The organism is Streptomyces sp. NPDC092369 (genome assembly GCF_044755245.1).
Taxonomy (GTDB): domain Bacteria; phylum Actinomycetota; class Actinomycetes; order Streptomycetales; family Streptomycetaceae; genus Streptomyces.
Genome location: NZ_JBIVQP010000003.1, coordinates 954,528 through 974,267, shown reverse-complemented (window position 1 = coordinate 974,267; position 19,740 = coordinate 954,528). Strand labels below are relative to the sequence as shown.

General features: G+C 70.3%; 17 protein-coding genes. 12 read left to right on the top strand and 5 right to left on the bottom strand.

Annotation, left to right across the window (positions count from 1 at the left end; translation table 11 throughout):
* The first annotated feature begins 38 nt into the window (after positions 1–38).
* Entirely contained in the window at positions 39–1,181 is a 1,143-nt protein-coding gene (locus ACIQI8_RS21305; protein ID WP_402352706.1) for an adenylate/guanylate cyclase domain-containing protein, read from the top strand.
* A gap of 41 nt (positions 1,182–1,222) precedes the next feature.
* Here ACIQI8_RS21305 and ACIQI8_RS21300 read toward each other — a convergent pair whose 3' ends face one another.
* Positions 1,223–1,870: a hypothetical protein gene (locus ACIQI8_RS21300; protein ID WP_402352703.1), complete on the bottom strand. Its 648-nt coding sequence runs from the start codon at positions 1,868–1,870 to the stop codon at positions 1,223–1,225.
* 240 nt (positions 1,871–2,110) lie between these two features.
* Here ACIQI8_RS21300 and ACIQI8_RS21295 point away from each other — a divergent pair, with 240 nt between their 5' ends.
* From ACIQI8_RS21295 to hutH, 3 genes are all read left to right on the top strand, one after another.
* Positions 2,111–2,911: an enoyl-CoA hydratase/isomerase family protein gene (locus tag ACIQI8_RS21295; protein WP_402352700.1), complete on the top strand. Its 801-nt coding sequence runs from the start codon at positions 2,111–2,113 to the stop codon at positions 2,909–2,911.
* A gap of 220 nt (positions 2,912–3,131) precedes the next feature.
* Complete coding sequence (locus ACIQI8_RS21290; RefSeq protein WP_402352698.1) at positions 3,132–4,280, top strand: diguanylate cyclase domain-containing protein; 1,149 nt, start codon at positions 3,132–3,134, stop codon at positions 4,278–4,280.
* 90 nt (positions 4,281–4,370) lie between these two features.
* Complete coding sequence (gene hutH / locus ACIQI8_RS21285; protein ID WP_402354075.1) at positions 4,371–5,909, top strand: histidine ammonia-lyase; 1,539 nt, start codon at positions 4,371–4,373, stop codon at positions 5,907–5,909.
* A gap of 57 nt (positions 5,910–5,966) precedes the next feature.
* Here hutH and ACIQI8_RS21280 read toward each other — a convergent pair whose 3' ends face one another.
* On the bottom strand, positions 5,967–6,779 hold the full coding sequence (locus ACIQI8_RS21280; protein WP_402352695.1) for a hypothetical protein: 813 nt from the start codon (positions 6,777–6,779) through the stop codon (positions 5,967–5,969).
* A gap of 41 nt (positions 6,780–6,820) precedes the next feature.
* Entirely contained in the window at positions 6,821–7,183 is a 363-nt protein-coding gene (locus ACIQI8_RS21275; protein ID WP_402352692.1) for a hypothetical protein, read from the bottom strand.
* 109 nt (positions 7,184–7,292) lie between these two features.
* On the opposite strand from ACIQI8_RS21275, the gene ACIQI8_RS21270 reads away from it, so the two are divergent.
* The 6 genes from ACIQI8_RS21270 to ACIQI8_RS21245 all read left to right on the top strand — a co-directional run bounded on the left by ACIQI8_RS21270 (position 7,293) and on the right by ACIQI8_RS21245 (position 15,555).
* Positions 7,293–7,670, top strand: a complete 378-nt coding sequence (locus tag ACIQI8_RS21270; RefSeq protein WP_402352689.1) for a hypothetical protein — start codon at positions 7,293–7,295, stop codon at positions 7,668–7,670.
* A gap of 231 nt (positions 7,671–7,901) precedes the next feature.
* Positions 7,902–9,167, top strand: a complete 1,266-nt coding sequence (locus ACIQI8_RS21265) for an Ig-like domain-containing protein (RefSeq protein ID WP_402352685.1) — start codon at positions 7,902–7,904, stop codon at positions 9,165–9,167.
* Positions 9,168–9,266: 99 nt separating this feature from the next.
* Positions 9,267–9,653 carry a hypothetical protein gene (locus ACIQI8_RS21260; protein ID WP_402352682.1) on the top strand — a complete coding sequence of 129 codons (387 nt, stop codon included), beginning with the start codon at positions 9,267–9,269 and terminating at the stop codon, positions 9,651–9,653.
* A gap of 121 nt (positions 9,654–9,774) precedes the next feature.
* Positions 9,775–11,229: an ABC transporter permease gene (locus ACIQI8_RS21255; RefSeq protein WP_402352679.1), complete on the top strand. Its 1,455-nt coding sequence runs from the start codon at positions 9,775–9,777 to the stop codon at positions 11,227–11,229.
* Between the two features lie 104 nt (positions 11,230–11,333).
* Complete coding sequence (locus ACIQI8_RS21250; RefSeq protein ID WP_402352676.1) at positions 11,334–12,017, top strand: ABC transporter ATP-binding protein; 684 nt, start codon at positions 11,334–11,336, stop codon at positions 12,015–12,017.
* 217 nt (positions 12,018–12,234) lie between these two features.
* A complete protein-coding gene (locus ACIQI8_RS21245; RefSeq protein WP_402352673.1) occupies positions 12,235–15,555 on the top strand; it encodes a S8 family serine peptidase in 3,321 nt (1,106 codons plus the stop codon).
* A gap of 78 nt (positions 15,556–15,633) precedes the next feature.
* Here ACIQI8_RS21245 and sigJ read toward each other — a convergent pair whose 3' ends face one another.
* Entirely contained in the window at positions 15,634–16,518 is an 885-nt protein-coding gene (gene sigJ / locus ACIQI8_RS21240) for an RNA polymerase sigma factor SigJ (RefSeq protein WP_402354072.1), read from the bottom strand.
* Between the two features lie 223 nt (positions 16,519–16,741).
* Here sigJ and ACIQI8_RS21235 point away from each other — a divergent pair, with 223 nt between their 5' ends.
* The gene (locus tag ACIQI8_RS21235) at positions 16,742–17,533 is read left to right on the top strand and encodes a group II truncated hemoglobin (protein ID WP_402352670.1); all 792 of its coding nucleotides are present in this window, start codon (positions 16,742–16,744) and stop codon (positions 17,531–17,533) included.
* 3 nt (positions 17,534–17,536) lie between these two features.
* Here the strand turns inward: ACIQI8_RS21235 and ACIQI8_RS21230 are convergent, their stop codons facing one another.
* Positions 17,537–18,460 (bottom strand): helix-turn-helix domain-containing protein, encoded by a 924-nt coding sequence (locus ACIQI8_RS21230; RefSeq protein WP_402352667.1) that lies wholly within the window; start codon positions 18,458–18,460, stop codon positions 17,537–17,539.
* A 180-nt stretch (positions 18,461–18,640) separates the two neighbouring features.
* On the opposite strand from ACIQI8_RS21230, the gene ACIQI8_RS21225 reads away from it, so the two are divergent.
* Complete coding sequence (locus ACIQI8_RS21225; protein WP_402352664.1) at positions 18,641–19,681, top strand: NAD(P)-dependent alcohol dehydrogenase; 1,041 nt, start codon at positions 18,641–18,643, stop codon at positions 19,679–19,681.
* Positions 19,682–19,740: the final 59 nt, after the last annotated feature.

The window sequence follows — 19,740 nt, the reverse complement described above, 5'->3', positions numbered from 1 at the left end:
TCGATACCTGACCGCGGCAGATCGGAAGGGCAGCAGGCGTGACCGTCGACGACACGGGCTCCGGCGCGGGCGCGGACGGCCGGGTTGACCCGCCCGACAACCCCGGCGACCCCACAGGGAATCCCGGAGAGGACCCGCTCGCCCTGCGCCTCGAAGGGCTGATCCTCGGCGCGGAGCGGCGCTACACCCCTTTCCAGGCGGCGCGCAGCGCGGGCGTCTCCATGGAGCTGGCCTCGCGTTTCTGGCGGGCCATGGGCTTCGCCGACATCGGCCAGGCCAAGGCGCTCACGGAGGCGGACGTACTGGCCCTGCGCCGGCTCGCCGGTCTGGTGGAGGCCGGCCTGCTCAGCGAGGCGATGGCGGTGCAGGTGGCCCGGTCCACCGGGCAGACCACCGCCCGGCTGGCGGAGTGGCAGATCGACAGTTTCCTGGAGGGCCTGACCGAGCCGCCCGAGCCGGGCATGACCCGCACCGAGGTGACGTACCCCCTCATCGAGCTGCTGCTGCCCGAGCTGGAGGAGTTCCTCGTCTACGTCTGGCGGCGCCAGCTCGCCGCCGCGACCGGCCGGGTCGTGCAGGCGGCCGACGACGAGGAGATGGTGGACCGGCGGCTCGCGGTCGGTTTCGCCGACCTGGTCGGCTTCACGCGGCTGACCCGGCGCATGGAGGAGGAGGAGCTCGGCGAACTCGTCGAGGCCTTCGAGACGACCGCCGCCGACCTGGTGGCCGCGCACGGCGGACGGCTCATCAAGACGCTCGGCGACGAGGTGCTGTACGCGGCGGACGACGCCGGGATCGCCGCGGAGATCGCGCTGCGGCTGATCGAGACGATGGCTAACGACGAGACGATGCCCGAGCTGCGGGTCGGCATCGCCTTCGGCACGGTGACCACACGGATGGGCGATGTCTTCGGTACGACGGTGAACCTGGCCTCGCGGCTGACGTCGATAGCTCCTCGGGACGCGGTGCTGGTCGACAGCGCCTTCGCGGAGGAGCTGATCCGCAGCGGCGAGTCGCCCGCCTCGGAGGCGGAGGCCGCCGAGGCCGCGGCCGCCGCCGAGAAGGAGGGCGAGGAACCGCCGACCTACCGTTTCGGACTCCAGCCGATGTGGCAGCGCCCGGTGCGCGGCCTGGGCGTGGTCGAACCCTGGCTGCTCACGCGGCGGCCCGGGACGGCGTAGCCCTGTTCTTTCCGCGTCGGCCCTTTCCGTAGGCCGGCGGGTCAGCGGTGCAGCAGGCCCACGCACACGCCGACGATCGGTACGCACAGGCCGGGGTCGTGGGTCGGCTGCGGGGCCGGTCGCGGTGCGGTCGTGTGTGAGGGGGCGGGAGCCGGCGGCGGGGGCTGGGTCGCGGTCGGAGTCGGCTGTGGTGCGGGGGCGGTCGTGGCGGGTGCCGGGGCCCGGGGCGCGGTCGTCGGGGCGTTGGGCGCCTCCGGGATCGTCGTGGGACCCGGGGTGACGCGAGCTCCCGGCAGTGCGGTCGGTGAGGTCGTGGCCGTCGGCACCGGGACGCCGGTGGGTGTCGCGCTCTCCCCGCCCAGCACGGAGGTCGCCGACGGGACCGGGCTCGCCGCGAGGGTGGCGGCGGCGTTCGTCGCGCGGTCGGTGCCGATGTCGGGGAGCTGCTGCCCCGGCTCCGCCTCCGCCGCGCCGATGCCGCCGACGCCCGACTCGGGCGCGAGCCGGACCAGGCTCAGCACACCGGCCGCGAGCGCGATGCCGCCCGCGGCGAAGAGCACCTTGCGGGGGCGTGGCCTGCGGTGCCGGCCGGTGGAACCGAAGAGACGGGGACCGAAGACAGGGGTGCCGCCCCCTGTCTCCTGCGTCTCCTCTGTCTCCCCGTCGGCCCTGACCTCGGTGTCCGTCATCACGATCCCTCCCCGCAGCCCTCGCGCCCCCGATGCGCCGTGGCGGACGCACGTTATGCGCTGCCGTGGGCGGTGCGACGGGAGTTGGGCGGCTTGTCACTCGAACGGGGAGTCGGCCGGGGAGCGGGCCCCGGAGCCGGACCTGAACCGGCGCGGAACCCGTCGGCCTTCCCCCGCCCCCGCGCGCCTGCGATGATCGGGGCCGGAGCTGTTGTTAACCCGCGTTAACCGGAGGGTGTCATGAGCGAGGAGCGGTTCGGGGAGTTCGTGCTGGTACGGCGGCACGAGGACGGGCATGTCGCCGAGCTCGTCCTGGACCGGCCCAAGGCCATGAACGCCGTGTCGATCGAGATGGCCCGGTCGATCGCCGCGGGCTGCGCAGCGCTGGGCGCCGACAAGGACGTACGCGCGGTCGTGGTGACCTCGACGCACGAGCGGGCGTTCTGCGTCGGCGCGGACCTCAAGGAGCGGAACTCGTTCAGCGACGCCGACATGCTGCGCCAGCGCCCCGGCTCGCGGGCCGCCTACACCGGCGTACTGGAACTGCCCGTCCCGGCCGTCGCCGCCGTGCACGGCTTCGCGCTGGGCGGCGGGTTCGAGCTGGCCCTGTCGTGCGACCTGATCGTGGCCGACCGTACGGCGGTGGTGGGGCTGCCGGAGGTGTCGGTCGGGGTGATTCCCGGCGGGGGCGGTACGCAGTTGCTGCCCCGGCGGGTCGGGGCCGCGCGGGCGGCCGAGCTGATCTTCACGGCACGGCGGCTGGAGGCCGCGGAGGCGCGGGAGTTGGGGCTCGTCGACGAGCTGGTGGAGGCGGGGCGGGACCGCGAGGCGGCGTTGGCGCTGGCCTCCCGTATCGCCGCCCACTCGCCCGTCGGCCTGCGCGCGGCCAAGCGTGCGTTGCGCCTCGGGCAGGGTCTTGATCTGCGGGCGGGTCTTGAGGTCGAGGACGCGGCCTGGCGGGCGGTGGCGTTCTCGGGGGACCGGGCGGAGGGGGTCGCCGCCTTCAACGAGAAGCGGAAGCCGCAGTGGCCGGGGGAGTAGGCCCGTAGGTCGGACGGCTGGGTGCCGGGCAGGAGTGACCGGAGGTGCGGATGCCGGGCGGCCCGGTGACCGGAGGCGCGGGGGCGGGGCGGCCCGGTGGCCGGTGGGTGTGGGGCGGCCCCGTGGCCGGTGGGTGTGGGGCGGCCCGGTGACCGGCGGCCACTCACCCCACCGCCGCACCAGAGTCACATAACCACTCAAACCTCCCTAGCCTGGGGTAATGGGTGAGGACAACCGGCTCACGGCCGTCGTCGCGTTGGCGCAGGGCATGGCGGCGGCCCACGGCTCGCGTGAGGCGTGGCGGGCGGCGGCGGCCGGGGCCTGCCGGGCGCTCGGCGGGAGCTTCGCCGCGCTGTCGGTGTGGGAGCGCGAGCGCAGCCGGCTGCGGGTCCTCGTCAACGTGGGGGAGCGGGCCGAGGACGAGGACGAGTTCCCGGACGAGGAGTCCTACCCCGTCCACCAGTTCCCGGAGATCACCGAGTTCCTGCACGAGCGGTGGGCGGGCGGCGGCGAGCCCAACGCCTGGGTGGAGACGGCCGAGGGGCCTGCCGCAGGGGGGCGCCCCGGTTACGTCCATCAGCGCGTCGCCGCCCTGCGCCGCCGGGGCCGCGGTTCCTGCGTCGTCGCGCCGATCGTGCTGCACGGGCGGGCCTGGGGCGAGCTGTACGTGGCCCGGCCGACCGGCGCTTCCGTCTTCGCGCGGGCCGACGCCGACTTCGCGACCGTCCTGGCCTCCGTCGTGGCCGCCGGGATCGCGCAGACCGAGCGCCTTGAGGAGGCGCGCAGGCTCGCCTTCACCGACGCCCTCACGGGGCTCGCCAACCGCCGTGCCGTCGATCTGCGGTTGGACGAGGCCGTCGAGCGGCACCGCACGGACGGGACCGTCGTCAGTCTCGTCGTCTGCGACCTGAACGGCCTCAAGCGCGTCAACGACACCCAGGGACACGCGGTCGGCGACCGGCTCCTGGAGCGCTTCGGGTCCGTCCTCTCCCTGTGCGGGGCGATGCTGCCCGGCGCGCTCGCGGCCCGCCTCGGCGGGGACGAGTTCTGTCTGCTCGCGGTCGGCCCGGCCGCCGACGAGGTGGTCCAGGCGGCCCGTGAACTCTGCCGCCGCGCCGCCGAGTTGGAACTGGGCGACGGGGTGGCGTGCGGGGTCGCGTCCACCGAGGACCCGATCGGCCCTGTCCGCTCCGCCCGCCGGCTCTTCCGGCTCGCGGACGCCGCCCAGTACCGGGCGAAGGCACTGCACGCGGACCGGCCGGTGGTGGCCGGCCGGGAGGGCGTCGACGACCCGGTCGTGCGGCTGGCCGACACTCCCGCGCCGTCGGCACCGGCGGAGCGGCGGCGGTTCCGGGGGCGGCACACCTGACGCGCGTCAACGGGTTCGCGGTGTAAGGGTCGTAACCCCGACCCAGTAGTGACATCCCCGTCTTCACTGCGTACGCTCCTGAATATGGATATGCACACTGTGGTGGTGGGGACGTCCGGGGTCACCGCGTCCGACGTTCTCGCCGTGGCGCGCGACGGCGCCCGGGTCGAGCTCTCCGCGGAGGCGGTGGCGGCGCTCGCCGCGGCCCGCGCGATCGTGGACGCGCTGGCGGCCAAGCCCGAGCCGGTCTACGGCGTCAGCACCGGCTTCGGCGCCCTGGCGACCCGGCACATCAGCCCCGAACTCCGCGCCCAGCTGCAGCGCAACATCGTCCGCTCGCACGCGGCCGGCATGGGCCCGCGGGTCGAGCGGGAAGTCGTACGGGCGCTGATGTTCCTGCGGCTCAAGACCGTCTGTTCCGGACACACGGGCGTCCGCCCCGAGGTCGCGCAGACCATGGCCGACGTACTGAACGCCGGGATCACCCCGGTCGTCCACGAGTTCGGCTCCCTCGGCTGCTCCGGCGACCTCGCCCCGCTCTCGCACTGCGCGCTGACGCTGATGGGCGAGGGCGACGCGGAGGGCCCCGACGGGATCGTACGGCCGGCGGGCGAGCTGCTCGCCGAGCACGGCATCGCCCCCGTCGAACTGCGCGAGAAGGAGGGCCTCGCCCTCCTCAACGGCACCGACGGCATGCTCGGCATGCTGGTCATGGCCCTCGCCGACCTGGACCGCCTCTACAAGTCGGCCGACATCACCGCGGCCCTCTCCCTGGAGGCCCTGCTCGGCACCGACAAGGTGCTCGCCCCCGAACTGCACGCCATCCGCCCGCACCCGGGCCAGGGCGCCAGCGCCGCCAACATGCTGGCCGTGCTGAAGGGTTCGGAGCTCACCGGCCACCACCAGGACGACGCCCCGCGCGTGCAGGACGCCTACTCGGTGCGCTGCGCCCCGCAGGTCGCCGGCGCCGGCCGCGACACCCTGGCGCACGCCCGCCTTGTCGCCGAGCGGGAGTTGGCCTCGGCGGTCGACAACCCCGTCGTGCTGCCCGACGGCAGGGTCGAGTCCAATGGCAACTTCCATGGCGCGCCGGTGGCCTACGTCCTCGACTTCCTCGCCATCGCGGTCGCGGACCTCGCCTCCATCGCCGAGCGCCGCACCGACCGGCTGCTCGACAAGAACCGCAGCCACGGCCTGCCGCCGTTCCTCGCCGACGACGCCGGCGTCGACTCGGGCCTGATGATCGCGCAGTACACGCAGGCCGCCCTGGTCAGCGAGTTGAAGCGGCTGGCGGTACCGGCGTCCGCGGACTCGATCCCGTCCTCCGCGATGCAGGAGGACCACGTCTCCATGGGCTGGTCGGCCGCGCGCAAGCTGCGCACCGCCGTCGACAACCTCGCGCGCGTGCTCGCCGTCGAGCTCTACGCCGCCTCCCGCGCGGTCGAGTTGCGTGCGGGCCTCACCCCCGCGCCCGCCTCGCGCGCCGTCATCGAGGCCGCACGGGCCGCCGGTGTCCAGGGGCCGGGCCCCGACCGGTTCCTGTCGCCCGACCTGGCCGCGGCGGACGTGTTCGTGCGCGAGGGCGGATTGGTGGCGGCGGCGGAGACGGTCACCGGGCCGCTGCAGTAAGGGACTTGTGGGTGGAGCTCGGGGCCCGTTCCTCGTCGAACGGGCCCCGGAGCAGTGTTACTTGAGCTTGGCGGCCTGGGCCTTGATCAGCTCCGCCGGAATGTCGTACGTGACCTTCTCGCCGGCGATCGCCGCCAGGTTGAGCGAGTAGTACGTGGCGACCGTGGAGCCGTGCCGCACGACCTCGCCGTGCACCGTGCCCGTGTCGCCCTCGGCCTGGACGGTCACCGCGAAGGCGACCGACTCGTCACCGGTGCCGGAGGCCTTCTCGGCGACGACCTTCGTGAACTTCTCGGTGTCCTGGCCCGGCGCCGAGACCGTGAACCCGCTCGCGCAGCCGGAGACCGCGTCCGACACGGACTTCAGCGTCTTCTCGGCGCCCTCACCGTCGTACGAGGAGAGCGAGACGATCGTCATCGTCGAGTCGAGCGCGTCCTGGAGGCCGTTCATGGCCGCGTCCAGATCCTCGTCGGAGGTGCCCGTGGGCGTCGGCGTGGCCTTCTTCTCGGGGACCATCCGGTTGACGTACGCGCTCTCGTCCGCGCCCGGTGCGAAGCCCGTGAGGACGTAGGCGAGCGGCGCGCACTTGGCGTCGACGACCTTCTCCTTGTCCTTGGACGCGGCGAACTTGTCGGCGGCACCGGCGGATTGGACGTCAAAGCCGTCCAGGTCGCCCTTGGCGATGATCAGCTTGCCCAGCTCGGCCGCGCTGAGCGCCTTGGCGGCCGTCGTCGACGAGGAGTCCTTGTCCGCCGCGGAGCTGTCGCTCCCGCTGTCCTTGGATTCCCCGCCGCACCCCGTGATGAGGGCGAGCGACAGCGCTCCCGCCGTCGCGGTGGCGCCTATGCGCACCCTCGATGATCTCTTCATGAGCGGACTATGAAGTGCTGGTCAAGGAAACGTCAAGCCGGTTAGAAATCGAGCCGTTCGCGACGCACCGAGTAGACGACGAAGCCTGCACCCAGCGTGAGGAACAGCGTCCCGCCGACGACGTACGGAGTCGTGTCGAAGGAGCCGGTGTCGGCCAGCCGCGTCTCGCTCCCGACCGCCTCGTCGGCCGCCGAGTCGGTGTGCGCGGCGGTCTGGTCGGTGGTCTGCCCGCCGGTCTGCTCGTGGGTCTGCGAAGTAACCCTGGCCTGCGTCGTGGCGGTCGCCGATGGCTGGTCTCTGACCGGGGTGTCCTGTGTCGCGTTGGCGGACGGGACGAACCACAGGGCACCCAGCAGGGTCCCCGCGGCGGTGGCGGTCAGCAACGGACGGCGAACGGATGACACGGAATATCGATCCCCTTGTGGCGCTGGCGAATTGGCCGTGTGGGCCGATGTTAGTGAAAGGAGCGGGTCACGGGAAAGTCACGGGAGCTGTGGGCCTTACGCTCCCGGCATGAGCCTTGAAGAGACCTCACGATTTGTACGGCTTCGCGTGGAACTCGTCCTCGAAGTCGAGGACGCGGACGCTGTGACGAAGGCCGCACTGCGCCGGATCGCCGCCGAGGACGATATGTCGGCCGACGAGCGGGTACACGCCGAGGACGCTGTGACGGAAGACACCGCCGAGGCGCTCGCGTATCTGGTCGATCCGTTCGACCTGGTCAGCGAGGTGCCCGGGGTCGAACTCGCGCAGGCCTCCTGGTCGAGCGAGCCGATCGACTACGACCCCGATTCGCCGGATTGGGATCTGGACGAGGATGATGACGAAGGAGATGTCGAGGACGACGTCGAGGACGACGGGGACGGCGAGGGGACGCACGGCGCCTCCTGAGGCGACTTGGGGAAAACGTGACCCCGGGTGGCAACCGCCGGCCGGGGTTTCGTCGTCTCAGGTGGCGCACGGACCGACATCCGCACCACCCGCCCCGGCGGACGTGGTGTGCCCCACATGCAGCGGGATTTTGCAACGGGAGATCCGGTCGTAGCGTTGAAGTTCGTTGACGGGGGTCGGCAGTCAACGGGGACTCTCGGGGTCTTGGGGAATTCGGGGATATCGGCAGCGATGGAGAAGCGTGTGATGACGGACAGTAAGCGGCGCAGGGGCCTCTCGGTCGCGGCCGCACTGCTCGGCGGTGTGTTGGTGCTCTCGGCGTGTTCCAGCGGCGGTGACGACGACGCCTCCAGTGGGAGCAGCGAGTCCTCGCAGGCCAAGGCGGACGAGGCGGCGGCCAAGAAGACGTCCGTGGCCGACATCAAGATCACGCCCAAGGACGGCTCGGACAACGCGTCGATCAACAACTCGGCCGCGGTGACCGTCACCAAGGGCACGCTCACGACCGTGTCGATGACGACGGCCGACGGCGCCAAGGTCGCCGGCGAGCTGTCGGCCGACAAGACCAGTTGGAAGCCGACCGGCCAGCTGGAGCGCTCGACCACCTACAAGCTCGCCGCCGCGGCGAAGGACTCCGACGGCCGCGTCGCCCACGAGAACGCCTCGTTCACCACGGTCTCCCCGGCCAACAGCTTCATAGGGAACTTCACGCCGGAGAACGGCTCGACCGTCGGTGTGGGCATGCCGGTGTCGATCAACTTCGACAAGGCGATCACCGAGAAGGCCGCGGTCCAGAAGGGCATCACGGTCACCTCCAGCAGCGGCCAGGAGGTCGTCGGGCACTGGTTCAACGCCAACCGCATCGACTTCCGCCCGGACAAGTACTGGACCGAGAACTCCACCGTCACGCTGAAGCTCGCGCTCGACGGCGTCGAGGGTGCCTCCGGTGTCTACGGCGTGCAGCAGAAGACGGTGACCTTCAAGATCGGCCGTAACCAGGTCAGTTACGTCGACGCGAAGACCAAGCAGATGAAGATCACGCACAACGGCGCGACGATCAAGACCATCCCGATCTCGGCCGGTTCGCCCGACAACAAGACCTACGAAGGCATCATGGTGATGTCGGAGAAGTTCAAGGAGACGCGCATGAACGGCGCGACCGTGGGCTTCACCGACGATGACGGCAAGGGCGAGTACGACATCAAGGACGTCCCCCACGCCATCCGCCTCACCAACTCCGGCACCTTCGTGCACGGCAACTACTGGGGCGCGAAGTCCATCTTCGGCAGCGTCAACACCAGCCACGGCTGCGTGGGCCTGTCCGACACCAAGGGCGCCAACGACACCGGCACGGCGGGCTACTGGTTCTACACCCACTCCATCGTCGGCGACGTGGTGGTGGTCCAGAACACCGGCGACAAGACGGTCTCCCCGGACAACGGCCTCAACGGCTGGAACCTGAGCTGGGCGGACTGGAAGGCCGGGTCGGCGGTCTGAGCCGGCGGTTGAACAAGGTCTGACGGAAGGCGGTCGCTCCACGGAGCGGCCGCCTTTCGGCTTGCGTACTGTCCGCGTCCGCGGCGAGGGGAGGCGATCGTGGGAGCAGAGCCGCCGGGTCCGCCAAGACCCTGGTTCGCAGGGATCGGCTTCGGTGTCCTCGTCGGCGGGCTGACCGCGGTCGTGTCCATTGGCCTGGTCGGGAGGGCGTGGGCTGCTTGTGGCATCGGCAGTGGTGCCGCGGCCAACGCCATGACGCTGCTGTTCCTCGCCCCGCTCATCTGGATCGCCGCCGCCCTCGGGTGGGTGATCCTGCACCGCACCCTCGGCAGGCGTCACCGACGGGCGGCTCTGGTCGCGGGGCTCGTCCTCACCTTGTGGTTCACCTGGTTCCTCGCGACATGGCTCGGTATGCCGAACTCCTACCCCGCCCCCTCGTGCCCGGGCAACGTCCCTCCCTGGTGGCCGGGTTTCCTCCCCGTATGACCGCGAGGTGCGGGCCGCTGACAGCCCCACCCCACCCCGCACCTGGCCCCCCGACAGCCTTCTCATCGTTCTCTTATGTCGGCCTTATTCAGTCATCACGCGCTGTACCTAGCTTGCGGCCATGTTCTTCACCTACCTGAGGCGCGAACTGCGCCGCCGCAGAAAGGCGGCCCTCGTCGTCGCCTCCGGGCTCGCGCTGGGTATCGCGCTCGTCATCGTGGTCAACTCCGTGTCCTCCGGCATGGGGAAGGCGCAGGACAAGGTCCTTCAGTCGCTGTACGGCCTCGGTACGGACATGACGGTCACCAAGGCCGCCGCCGCCTCCACGAGCACCACGGACCGCCCGCGCTTCAACTTCGACGCGCAGGCCGACGGTTCCGACGCCGAGCAGAGCAGTGACCGCGTCATGGTGCAGGGCTTCCAGACCCTGGCGAACACGACGGTCTCCAAGGTCGGTTCGCAGAGCGGTGTCTCCGACGCCGTGGGCGGGCTGAGCCTTCAAGTCATCAAGGTCAACGGGTCGTTCACCCGCGGCCAGTTCCAGCAGCAGGGCGGCGGCGGTGGCGGCCGCAACGGCGGCACCGGTCAGCCGCAGGGCGAAGTCCAGGGCGGCGGCGCGAACTTCGACGTCAACAGCTACTCCGTCTACGGCGCCGACGTCACCAAGCCGGCCCTCGGCCCGCTGACCTCCTCGAAGATCACCAGCGGCCGTACCTTCAAGACGACCGAGACCAACTCCAAGGTCGTCGTCGTCGACTCGGCCTACGCCAAGGAGAAGAAGTACAAGGTCGGCTCCACGATCACCATCAAGAAGGTCAAGTTCAAGGTGATCGGCATCGCCACCGCCGACAGCGGCGACTCGGCGGCCAACCTGTACATTCCGCTCACGCAGGCGCAGACCCTCAGTGACTCGAAGAACAAGGTCACCACGATCTACGTCAAGGCGACCGACTCCCAGAAGATCAACTCGGTCAAGTCGACGATCCAGAAGAACGTCTCGGGTACGACGGTCACCACCTCCGCCGACCTCGCCGACACCGTCTCCGGCTCCCTCTCCACCGCCTCCTCCCTCGCCACCAGCGTCGGCAAGTGGCTGTCGATCGCGGTCCTGATCGCCGCGTTCCTGGTCGCCGGTCTCCTCACCTCCTCCGCCGTCTCCCGCCGCGTCCGCGAGTTCGGCACCCTCAAGGCCCTCGGCTGGAAGTCGGGCCGCGTGACCCGTCAGGTCGTCGGCGAAGCGGTCGTCAACGGCCTGCTCGGCGGCGCCCTCGGCATCGCCGTCGGCCTGGCGGGCGCGTATGTGGTCACAGCCATCAGCCCCACCCTGACGGCCCAGACGGGCAGCACCGGTGGCGGCGGCGGTGCGGGTGGTCCCGGCGGTGGTGGTGGCGGCTTCGGCGGTCCCGGCCGTGCTGCGGCCAAGACCCTCGACGTCGCCCTCACCGCCCCGGTGAGCGTCACGACGGTCGTCCTGGCCGTCGGCCTGGCAGTGGCCGGCGGCCTGATCGCGGGAGCGTTCGGCGGCTGGCGAGCGTCCAGGCTCCGCCCCGCGGATGCCCTGCGCAGAGTCGAGTAGCGGTCCCGTGGCCGGCCCAGGGGCGCGGGGAACTGCGCGACCAGCCCCCACAGGCCGGCAGACAGACGACGACTCGCGCCCTCCAATACCTTCCAGGAGCCACCATGTACGAACTAAGAGGCGTCACCAAGCGCTACACCCGAGGCAAAGACGCGGTCGTCGCCCTCGACAACGTGGACCTCGCCATCGCGGACGGGGACCGTCTCGTCATCCAGGGCCCCACCGGCGGCGGCAAGTCCACGCTGCTCCAGATGCTCGGTGGTCTCGACCGGCCCACCGCGGGTGAAGTCGTCCTCGACGGCACCGACTTGGCCAAGCTCTCCGAGGCTAAGCTGACCAGGGTCCGCAGCGAGAACATCGGCTTCGTCTTCCAGTCCTTCAACCTCATCCCCACCCTCACCGCCCAGGAGAACGTGGAGACCGCCCTCGTACCCCTCGGCATCAAGGGCAAGGACCGCCGCGAACGAGCGGCCGAGGCGCTGAAGTCGGTCGGTCTCGGCGAACGCCTCGGGCACCTTCCCTCCGAGATGTCCGGCGGTCAGCAGCAGCGCGTCGCGATCGCCCGCGCGCTGGTGAAGGAACCGAAGGTGCTGCTCGCCGACGAGCCCACCGGCAACCTCGACGAGTCGATGCGCGACGAGATCATGGACGTACTGCAGCGCATGTGGAAGGAGTTGGGGCTGACCTTCATCATGGTCACCCACGACTCCTCGATCGCGAAGAGGGCCCCCCGGGTCGCGACGATCCGCAAGGGACGCATCACTGTCAAGGAGAACGCGGGGGCATGACGGCGCGTGAACCGCGCGAAACAGTTACGGCTTTCCCGCGGTCGCGTAACAGTCTTCCCACCTGCTTCTTACCGCCCTCTCATCTCTTGAGGTGCCTGATCGCCCCCCGGCATACTGCGTATTCCGGGGGGCGCACGCATGTGCGGGACCACCCCCGGCCGGGTGAACGGGGAGTATTCGCCCGGTACTTCTGCTAGGGGGAGTTTTGCGCAGACAAGTGAAAAAGGCGTGCGCGGGCACGATCGCCGCGGCCGCCGCAGTGGCCCTCGCGGCGGGCATGACCAGCCCGGCGCAGGCCAAGTCCGGGCAGTTGGGCACCACTTCGGTCCAGGCGGCCAAGGCCTCACTCACCAAGCACCGCATCACCCTGATCACCGGTGACCGCGTCTCCGTCGACGCCAAGGGCCGGGTCGTCGGCCTGGAGCCGGCGAAGGGGCGCGAGCACATACCCGTCCAGATCCGCAAGGCCGACGGCCACACCCTGGTCGTACCGGCCGATGTCGCGCACATGATCGCGACCGGCAAGGTCGACCAACGGCTGTTCGACGTAACGGAGTTGAACAAGTCCACGATCCGTACGTCCCAGAAGCAGGGGCTGAAGGTCATCGTCGGCTACAAGGGCGCCGCCGCGGCGACCAAGGCCGACGTCCGGGACGCGGGCAAGCTCCGGCACAGCCTCACCACGCTCAACGCGGACGCGGTGCAGACGCCGAAGCAGGACGCGCCCGAGCTGTGGGACGCGGTGACCAACGGCTCCAGCACGGCCTCCGGTATCGCGCACATCTGGCTCGACGGCGTCGCCAAGGCCAGCCTGGACAAGTCCGTGCCGCAGATCGGCGCCCCCACCGCGTGGGCCGCCGGCTACGACGGCAAGGGCGTCAAGATCGCCGTCCTCGACACCGGCATCGACGCGACCCATCCGGACCTCAAGGACCAGGTGATCGCGACCAAGAACTTCTCCACCTCACCCGACGCCACCGACAAGTTCGGCCACGGCACGCATGTCGCGTCCATCGCGGCCGGCACGGGCGCCAAGTCGAACGGCAAGTACAAGGGCGTCGCCCCGGGTGCCAAGCTGCTCAACGGCAAGGTGCTCAGCGACGACGGCTACGGCGACGACTCGCAGATCATCGCCGGCATGGAATGGGCGGCCGAGCAGGGCGCCGACGTCGTCAACCTGAGCCTGGGCCACCCGGACACCCCGGAGATCGACCCGCTGGAGGCCGAGGTGAACAAGCTGTCCCAGGAGAAGGGCATCCTGTTCGCCATCGCCGCCGGCAACGACGGCTTCTTCGGCGATCAGACCATCAGCTCGCCGTCCAGCGCCGCCGACGCGATCAGTGTCGGCATGGTCGACGACAAGGACAAGCTGGATCCCGATTCCAGCCGCGGTCCCGGCTTCGACGGGCAGATCAAGCCCGACGTCACCGCCCCCGGTGTGGAGATCACCGCGGCGTCCGCCGCGGGCAGCCTCATCGCCCGGGAGGTCGGCGAGAAGCCGCCGGGCTACGTGACCCTCTCCGGTACGTCGATGGCGACCCCGCACGTGGCGGGCGCGGCGGCGATCCTGAAGCAGCAGCACCCCGACTGGGGCTTCGCCGAGCTGAAGGGCGCGCTGACCGGCTCCGCCAAGGGCGGCAAGTACACGCCGTTCCAGCAGGGTTCGGGCCGCATCCAGGTCGACAAGGCCATCAAGCAGACGGTGATCGCCGACCCGGTGTCGGTGGGCTTCGGCACCCAGCTGTGGCCGCACACCGACGACATCCCGGTCACCAAGCAGGTCACGTACCGCAACCTCGGTACGAAGGACGTCACGCTGAAGTTGGCGGCGACCGCGACCAACCCGAAGGGGCAGGCCGCTCCGGCCGGCTTCTTCAAGCTCGGTGCCACCACGGTCACCATCCCGGCCGGCGGCAAGGCCTCCGTGGACCTGACCGTCAACACCAAGCTGGGCGGCACGCTCGACGGCGCGTACTCCGCGTACGTGACCGCGACGGGCGACGGCCAGAGCGTGCGGACGGCCGCGGCCGTGCAGCGCGAGGTGGAGTCGTACGACGTCACGCTGAAGCTGATCGGCCGTGACGGTCAGCCGGCGCCGTACTACAACGCGAGCCTGACCGGGATCTCCGGCCTGGGCCAGGACAAGTGGTTCACGCCCTACGACGCCTCCGGCACCGTGACCGCCCGGGTGCCCAAGGGCGGTTACGTCCTGGACACCGGCATCTTCGTCGACCCGAAGGACTCCACCAAGGGGATCGACTGGCTGGCCCAGCCGAAGCTGAGCGTCACGAAGAACACGACGATCACGCTGGACGCGCGGACCGCGAAGCCGGTGGACATCACCGTCCCGGACACCGCCGCCAAGTCGGAGTTCGCCTCCGCGGACTACTCGATCCAGCTCGCCAACGCCGGCTTCGGCTTCGGCTGGTGGCTGGACACCTTCGAGAACTTCCACTCGAAGGGTCTCGGCGCCCAGATCACCGACGGTTCGCTGACCCAGCAGTGGGACGGGCACTGGACCAAGGGGGCGACCGAGGAGTACGACACCACCGTCGGCGGTGTCGTCAAGCAGCTCGCCAACGGCTACACCAAGCACTACAAGGCGAGTGAGCTGGCCAAGGTCAAGGTGGGCCTGGGCTCCGGCGCGAGCGGCAAGAAGGGCGCCGTGAGCGCGATCGGCTGGCTGCCGCAGAGCAGCGGCGCCTCCGGGATCGGCGTCACGCAGACCCTGCCCGGCACCCGCACCCTGCACCTGTCCACCGGGGGCGGCGTGAAGTGGGACATGGGCTTCGAGCAGTACAGCGGTGTCGACGCGGAGGGCTTCCCGATCTCGGAGGCCTACTACACGATCGGCTCGCTGCAGACCTTCAAGGCCGGCAAGTCGTACTCGAAGACCTTCAACACGGCCGTCTTCGGACCACACCTCAACTCCGAGTTCGGCCTGTACCGCGACGGCAACAGCATCTTCGGCGTCGTGCCGCTGTTCGCCGACGGCAAGGGTCACGCGGGTTCGTCGACCTTCACCTCGGTCGACACCACCCTGTACCGCAACGGCCGCAAGGTCTCCTCCAACAAGGACCCGCTGTTCGGCGAGGACGTGTTCACGGTCCCGTCGGCCGCTGCCGACTACAAGCTGACCACCTCGGTCAAGCGCAGTGTCAAGATCGCGGCGGCCTCCACCCGCATCGACGCGAGCTTCACGTTCCGCTCGAAGAAGGGCGCCAACCTCACCAAGCTCCCGGCCTCCACGGTCCGCTTCAACGCGACCACGGGCCTGGACAACCGGGTCGAGGCCGGCAGGACGGTCTCCATCCCGGTCGCCGTCGAGGGCTCGGCCAAGGGCAGCAACCTCAAGTCGCTGTCGGTGTACGTCTCCTACGACTACGGCCAGACCTGGAAGAAGGTCAGCGTCGTGGGCGGCAAGATCAAGGTCAAGAACCCGGCGAAGGGGGAGGCCATCTCCTTCCACGCCAAGATCACCGACAAGAAGAACAACAAGTCGACGATCTCGATCTACAACGCGTACTACGGCAAGTGAGCCGCTAGTCCGCAGCTGAACGAAGGGCCCGCCGGAGGTACAGCCCCCGGCGGGCCCTTCGCATCCCCGGACTTGGCCTCAGCCCCAGGACCGCAGCTTCTCCGGATTCCGCACGCCCCAGATGTGCCGGATCCGGTCGCCGTCGACATCGAAGGCCAGCACCACCTCCGTGACGCCGTTCACCTGCGCCACCAGCCCCGCCTGGCCGTTGACCGTACGCTCCAGGACGATCACCTCGGCGGGAGCCCTGGCGAGCAGGTCTGCGAAGTAGCGCGCGACGAGCTCGCCGCCCACGATCGGCCGGGGTGCGGCGCTGGCGAGACCGCCGCCGTCCCCGGTCACCGTGGCGTCGGGATCGAGGAGGCGGACGAGGGCGTCGATGTCCTGGGCCTGCCACGCCTCCTTGAAGTGCCGGACGACATCGGCGCGTCGGGCCCCCGAAGTCGCCGGGGCCGCCGACGACCGCGACGCGCGGACACGACGCCGGGCGGACGAGGCCAGCTGACGGCACGCCCCCGGCGTACGCCCGACGATCTCGGCCACGTCGGCGAAGGAGAAGCGGAAGACGTCGTGCAGGACGAACGCGACGCGCTCGGCCGGGGTCATCGACTCCAGCACGACGAGGAAGGCCATGTTGACCGACTCGTCGAGGGTGACCCGGTCGGCCGGATCCGCCGCCGCACCGCCGGCCCACCCACCGGTCCACTCCGTACGGTCGGGTACCGGCTCCGGGATCCACTCACCGACGTACCGCTCCCGCCGGGCCCGCGCCGAGCGCAGCAGATCGAAGCAGATGCGGCTCGCGACCGTCGTCAGCCACCCGCCCGGCGAGGCGACGGCGTCCCGCCGCGCCACCGGCATCGCGTACCAGCGGGCGTACGTCTCCTGCACCACGTCCTCGGCGTCGGCCAGCGAACCGAGCAACCGGTAGCCCAGATTGATCAGTTGACGCCGCTCACTCATGACCGCGTCGAACCCCGCCTCGTCCGACTCCTCACTCACGCCGGTCCCTCCCTCGTGGATCGCCGGTCCCTCGATGAACACGACGACTTCATGGATACGACGTCACAGCGCACCGGAATGTCAGGCGGCCGAGCGCGCTGATCCATTACGCCCAGCGCTGACACGCGCGAAGGTCCCGCCGGAAGATCCGCGTCCGGTGGGCCCCGCGTGTTTCGGTGAGCGCATGAGCACACAGACCGTCGAGTACATCCGCTACCGCATCCCGGAGAGCCGCACGGCCGAGTTCCTGGCCGCGTACACGCGCGCGGCGGCCCGGCTGGCGGCGGCGCCCCAGTGCGTCGACTACGAACTGGCGCGCCGCGAGGAGGGCACCGGGGAGGACACAGGGGACGACGCGCACTTCGTCCTGCGCATCACCTGGACCTCGGCCGAGGACCACCTGAAGGGCTTCCGCACCTCGGAGCTGTTCCCCGGCTTCCTCGCGGAGATCCGCCCGTACATCGAGAACATCGAGGAGATGCGCCACTACGCCCCGACGCCGGTACGCGGCACGGGCTCCGCGCTGCCGAGTCTCTACGACTGGGCGGGCGGCGCCGCGGCCTTCTCCCGCCTGACCTCGGCCTTCTACGACAAGGTCCTCAAGGACGACCTCCTGTCCCCGCTCTTCGCCGGCCTGGCCCCCGAGCACGCGGAGCACGTCGCCGTCTGGCTGGGCGAGGTCTTCGGCGGCCCGACCACGTACTCGGACACCCAGGGCGGCCACACCCACATGGTCGCGATGCACGCCGGCAAGCACATCACCGAGCCGCAGCGCCGCCGCTGGGTCAACCTCATCCAGGACGCCGCCGACGAGGCGGGCCTGCCCACGGACGCGGAGTTCCGCTCGGCGTTCCTGGCGTACGTTGAATGGGGGACGAGGCTGGCGGTGTACTTCTCGGGCCCCGACGCACAGCCGCCGGCGGAACAGCCGGTGCCGAAGTGGAGTTGGGGGGCGATGCCGCCGTATCGGGGCTGAACTTCAGGCGGTCCGCCGTACGCTGCTGCCCGCCCGCGACGCGTCGGTTCCCCAACTCGCCAGCAGGCGCAGTGACTCCTCGCTCTGGGAGCCCGCTTCCGCGTGGTAGGTGACCAGGGCCTGTTCGGTGCCGTCGGTCAGGCGGAAGGACTCGTACTGAAGGGAGAGGTCGCCCACCAGCGGGTGGTGCAGGCGCTTGACGCCGAAGCTCTTCTCCTTGACGTCGTGGGTGGCCCACAGACGTCGGAAGTCCTCGCTCTTGACGGAGAGTTCGCCGACGAGGGAGGCAAGGCGAGGGTCGTCGGAGCACCGGCCCGCGTTCATCCGGAGCATGCAGACGATGTCGATCGCCTTCTGCTCCCAGTCGATGAAGAGATCCCTGTAGTCGGGGCGCAGGAACACCAGCCGCGCCCAGTTGCGCTCCTGCGGCGGCAGCTCTCCCCAGTCGCCGAAGACAGCCGCCGCCATCCGGTTCCAGGCGAGGATCTCGGTGCGCCACCCCGAGACATAGGCGGGCACGCTGTCCATCGTGTCCAGCAGTCCCCGCAGCGCGGGCCGCACCGGCTGTTGCTGCTGGGCGCACGCCCCCGACTGCTTCTTCTTGAGCTTCGGCTTCGCGAGATGCGTCAGATGCGCGTGCTCGGCGTCGGTCAGCCTGAGCGCCCGCGCGATCGAGTCCAGCACCTCCGCCGACACGTTCCGCCCGTTGCCCTGCTCAAGGCGCGTGTAGTACGCCACCGAGACGCCCGCCAGCTGCGACAGCTCCTCGCGCCGCAGCCCAGGCACCCGCCGGTGCCGCCCGAAGTCCGGCAGCCCCACGTCCTCCGGCTTCAGCCGGGCCCGCCGGGTGCGCAGGAACTCGCTGAGCTCGGCACGCGGGTCGAGGGAGCCGGCGGGCTCCCCCACGGGATCTGGCTGTGCATCCATACGTCCAGTATTCCCGGTCGTACGCACACCAGCCTGTCCCAGCCAGTAGTAGGCACGCTGGACGTAGGCAGAACGGTGGTCTGGGTGAATCCCCGCGCGAGGGCCAGTGTGGACGTCGTGCCCGGTCAGAAAGACATCTGAAGGCGACCGGGCACATATCCCCCGCTAGGAGATCCCGGCATGACCACCGTTGCTGCGTACGCCGCCCCCGCCGCCAAGGCGCCACTGGAGCGCACCACCATCGAACGTCGCCCGGTCGGCGAGTTCGACGTCCTGATCGACATCAAGTTCGCCGGAATCTGCCACTCGGACATCCACCAGGCCCACGAGGGCTGGGGCGAGGCGATCTTCCCGATGGTCCCGGGGCACGAGATCGCCGGCATCGTCTCCGAGGTCGGCCCCGGCGTCACCAAGCACCAGGTCGGCGACCGCGTGGGCGTTGGCTGCATGGTCGACTCCTGCCGCGAGTGCGAGAACTGCAAGGCCGGCCTTGAGCAGTACTGCCTCAACGGCAACGTCGGCACGTATAACGCCGTCGGCAAGGACGGCGAGCCCACCTACGGCGGCTACTCCGAGAAGGTCGTCGTCGACGAGAACTTCGTCGTACGGATCCCCGACGGACTCTCCCTCGACGTGGCCGCCCCGCTCCTGTGCGCCGGCATCACCACGTACTCCCCGCTCAAGCACTGGAACGCGGGCCCCGGCAAGAAGGTCGCCGTGGTCGGCTTCGGTGGCCTCGGTCACATGGCCGTCAAGATCGCGCACGCGCTCGGCGCGGAGGTCACCGTCCTCTCCCAGTCGCTGCGCAAGCAGGACGACGGCCTGAAGCTGGGCGCCGACCACTACTACGCGACCAGCGACCCGAAGACCTTCGAGGAACTGCGCGGGTCCTTCGACCTGATCATCTCCACGGTCTCCGCCCCGCTGGACTTCGGCGCCTTCCTCTCGCTGCTGCGCACCGACGGCGCCCTGGTGAACGTGGGCGCCCCCGAGGAGCCCATCTCGCTCAACCTCTTCTCGGTGATCGGCGGCCGCAAGACTCTCGCGGGCTCCGGCATCGGCGGTATCCGCGAGACCCAGGAGATGCTGGACTTCTGCGCCGAGCACTCCCTGGGCGCGGAGATCGAGCTGATCAGCGCGTCCGAGATCAACGAGGCGTACGAGCGGGTGCAGAACAGTGATGTCCGGTACCGCTTCGTGATCGACGCGGCGACGATCTGATCCTGTCGCGGCAGCAGTCGCGGCAACAGACCTGACGGCCCCGGAGGCGCACTCCTCCG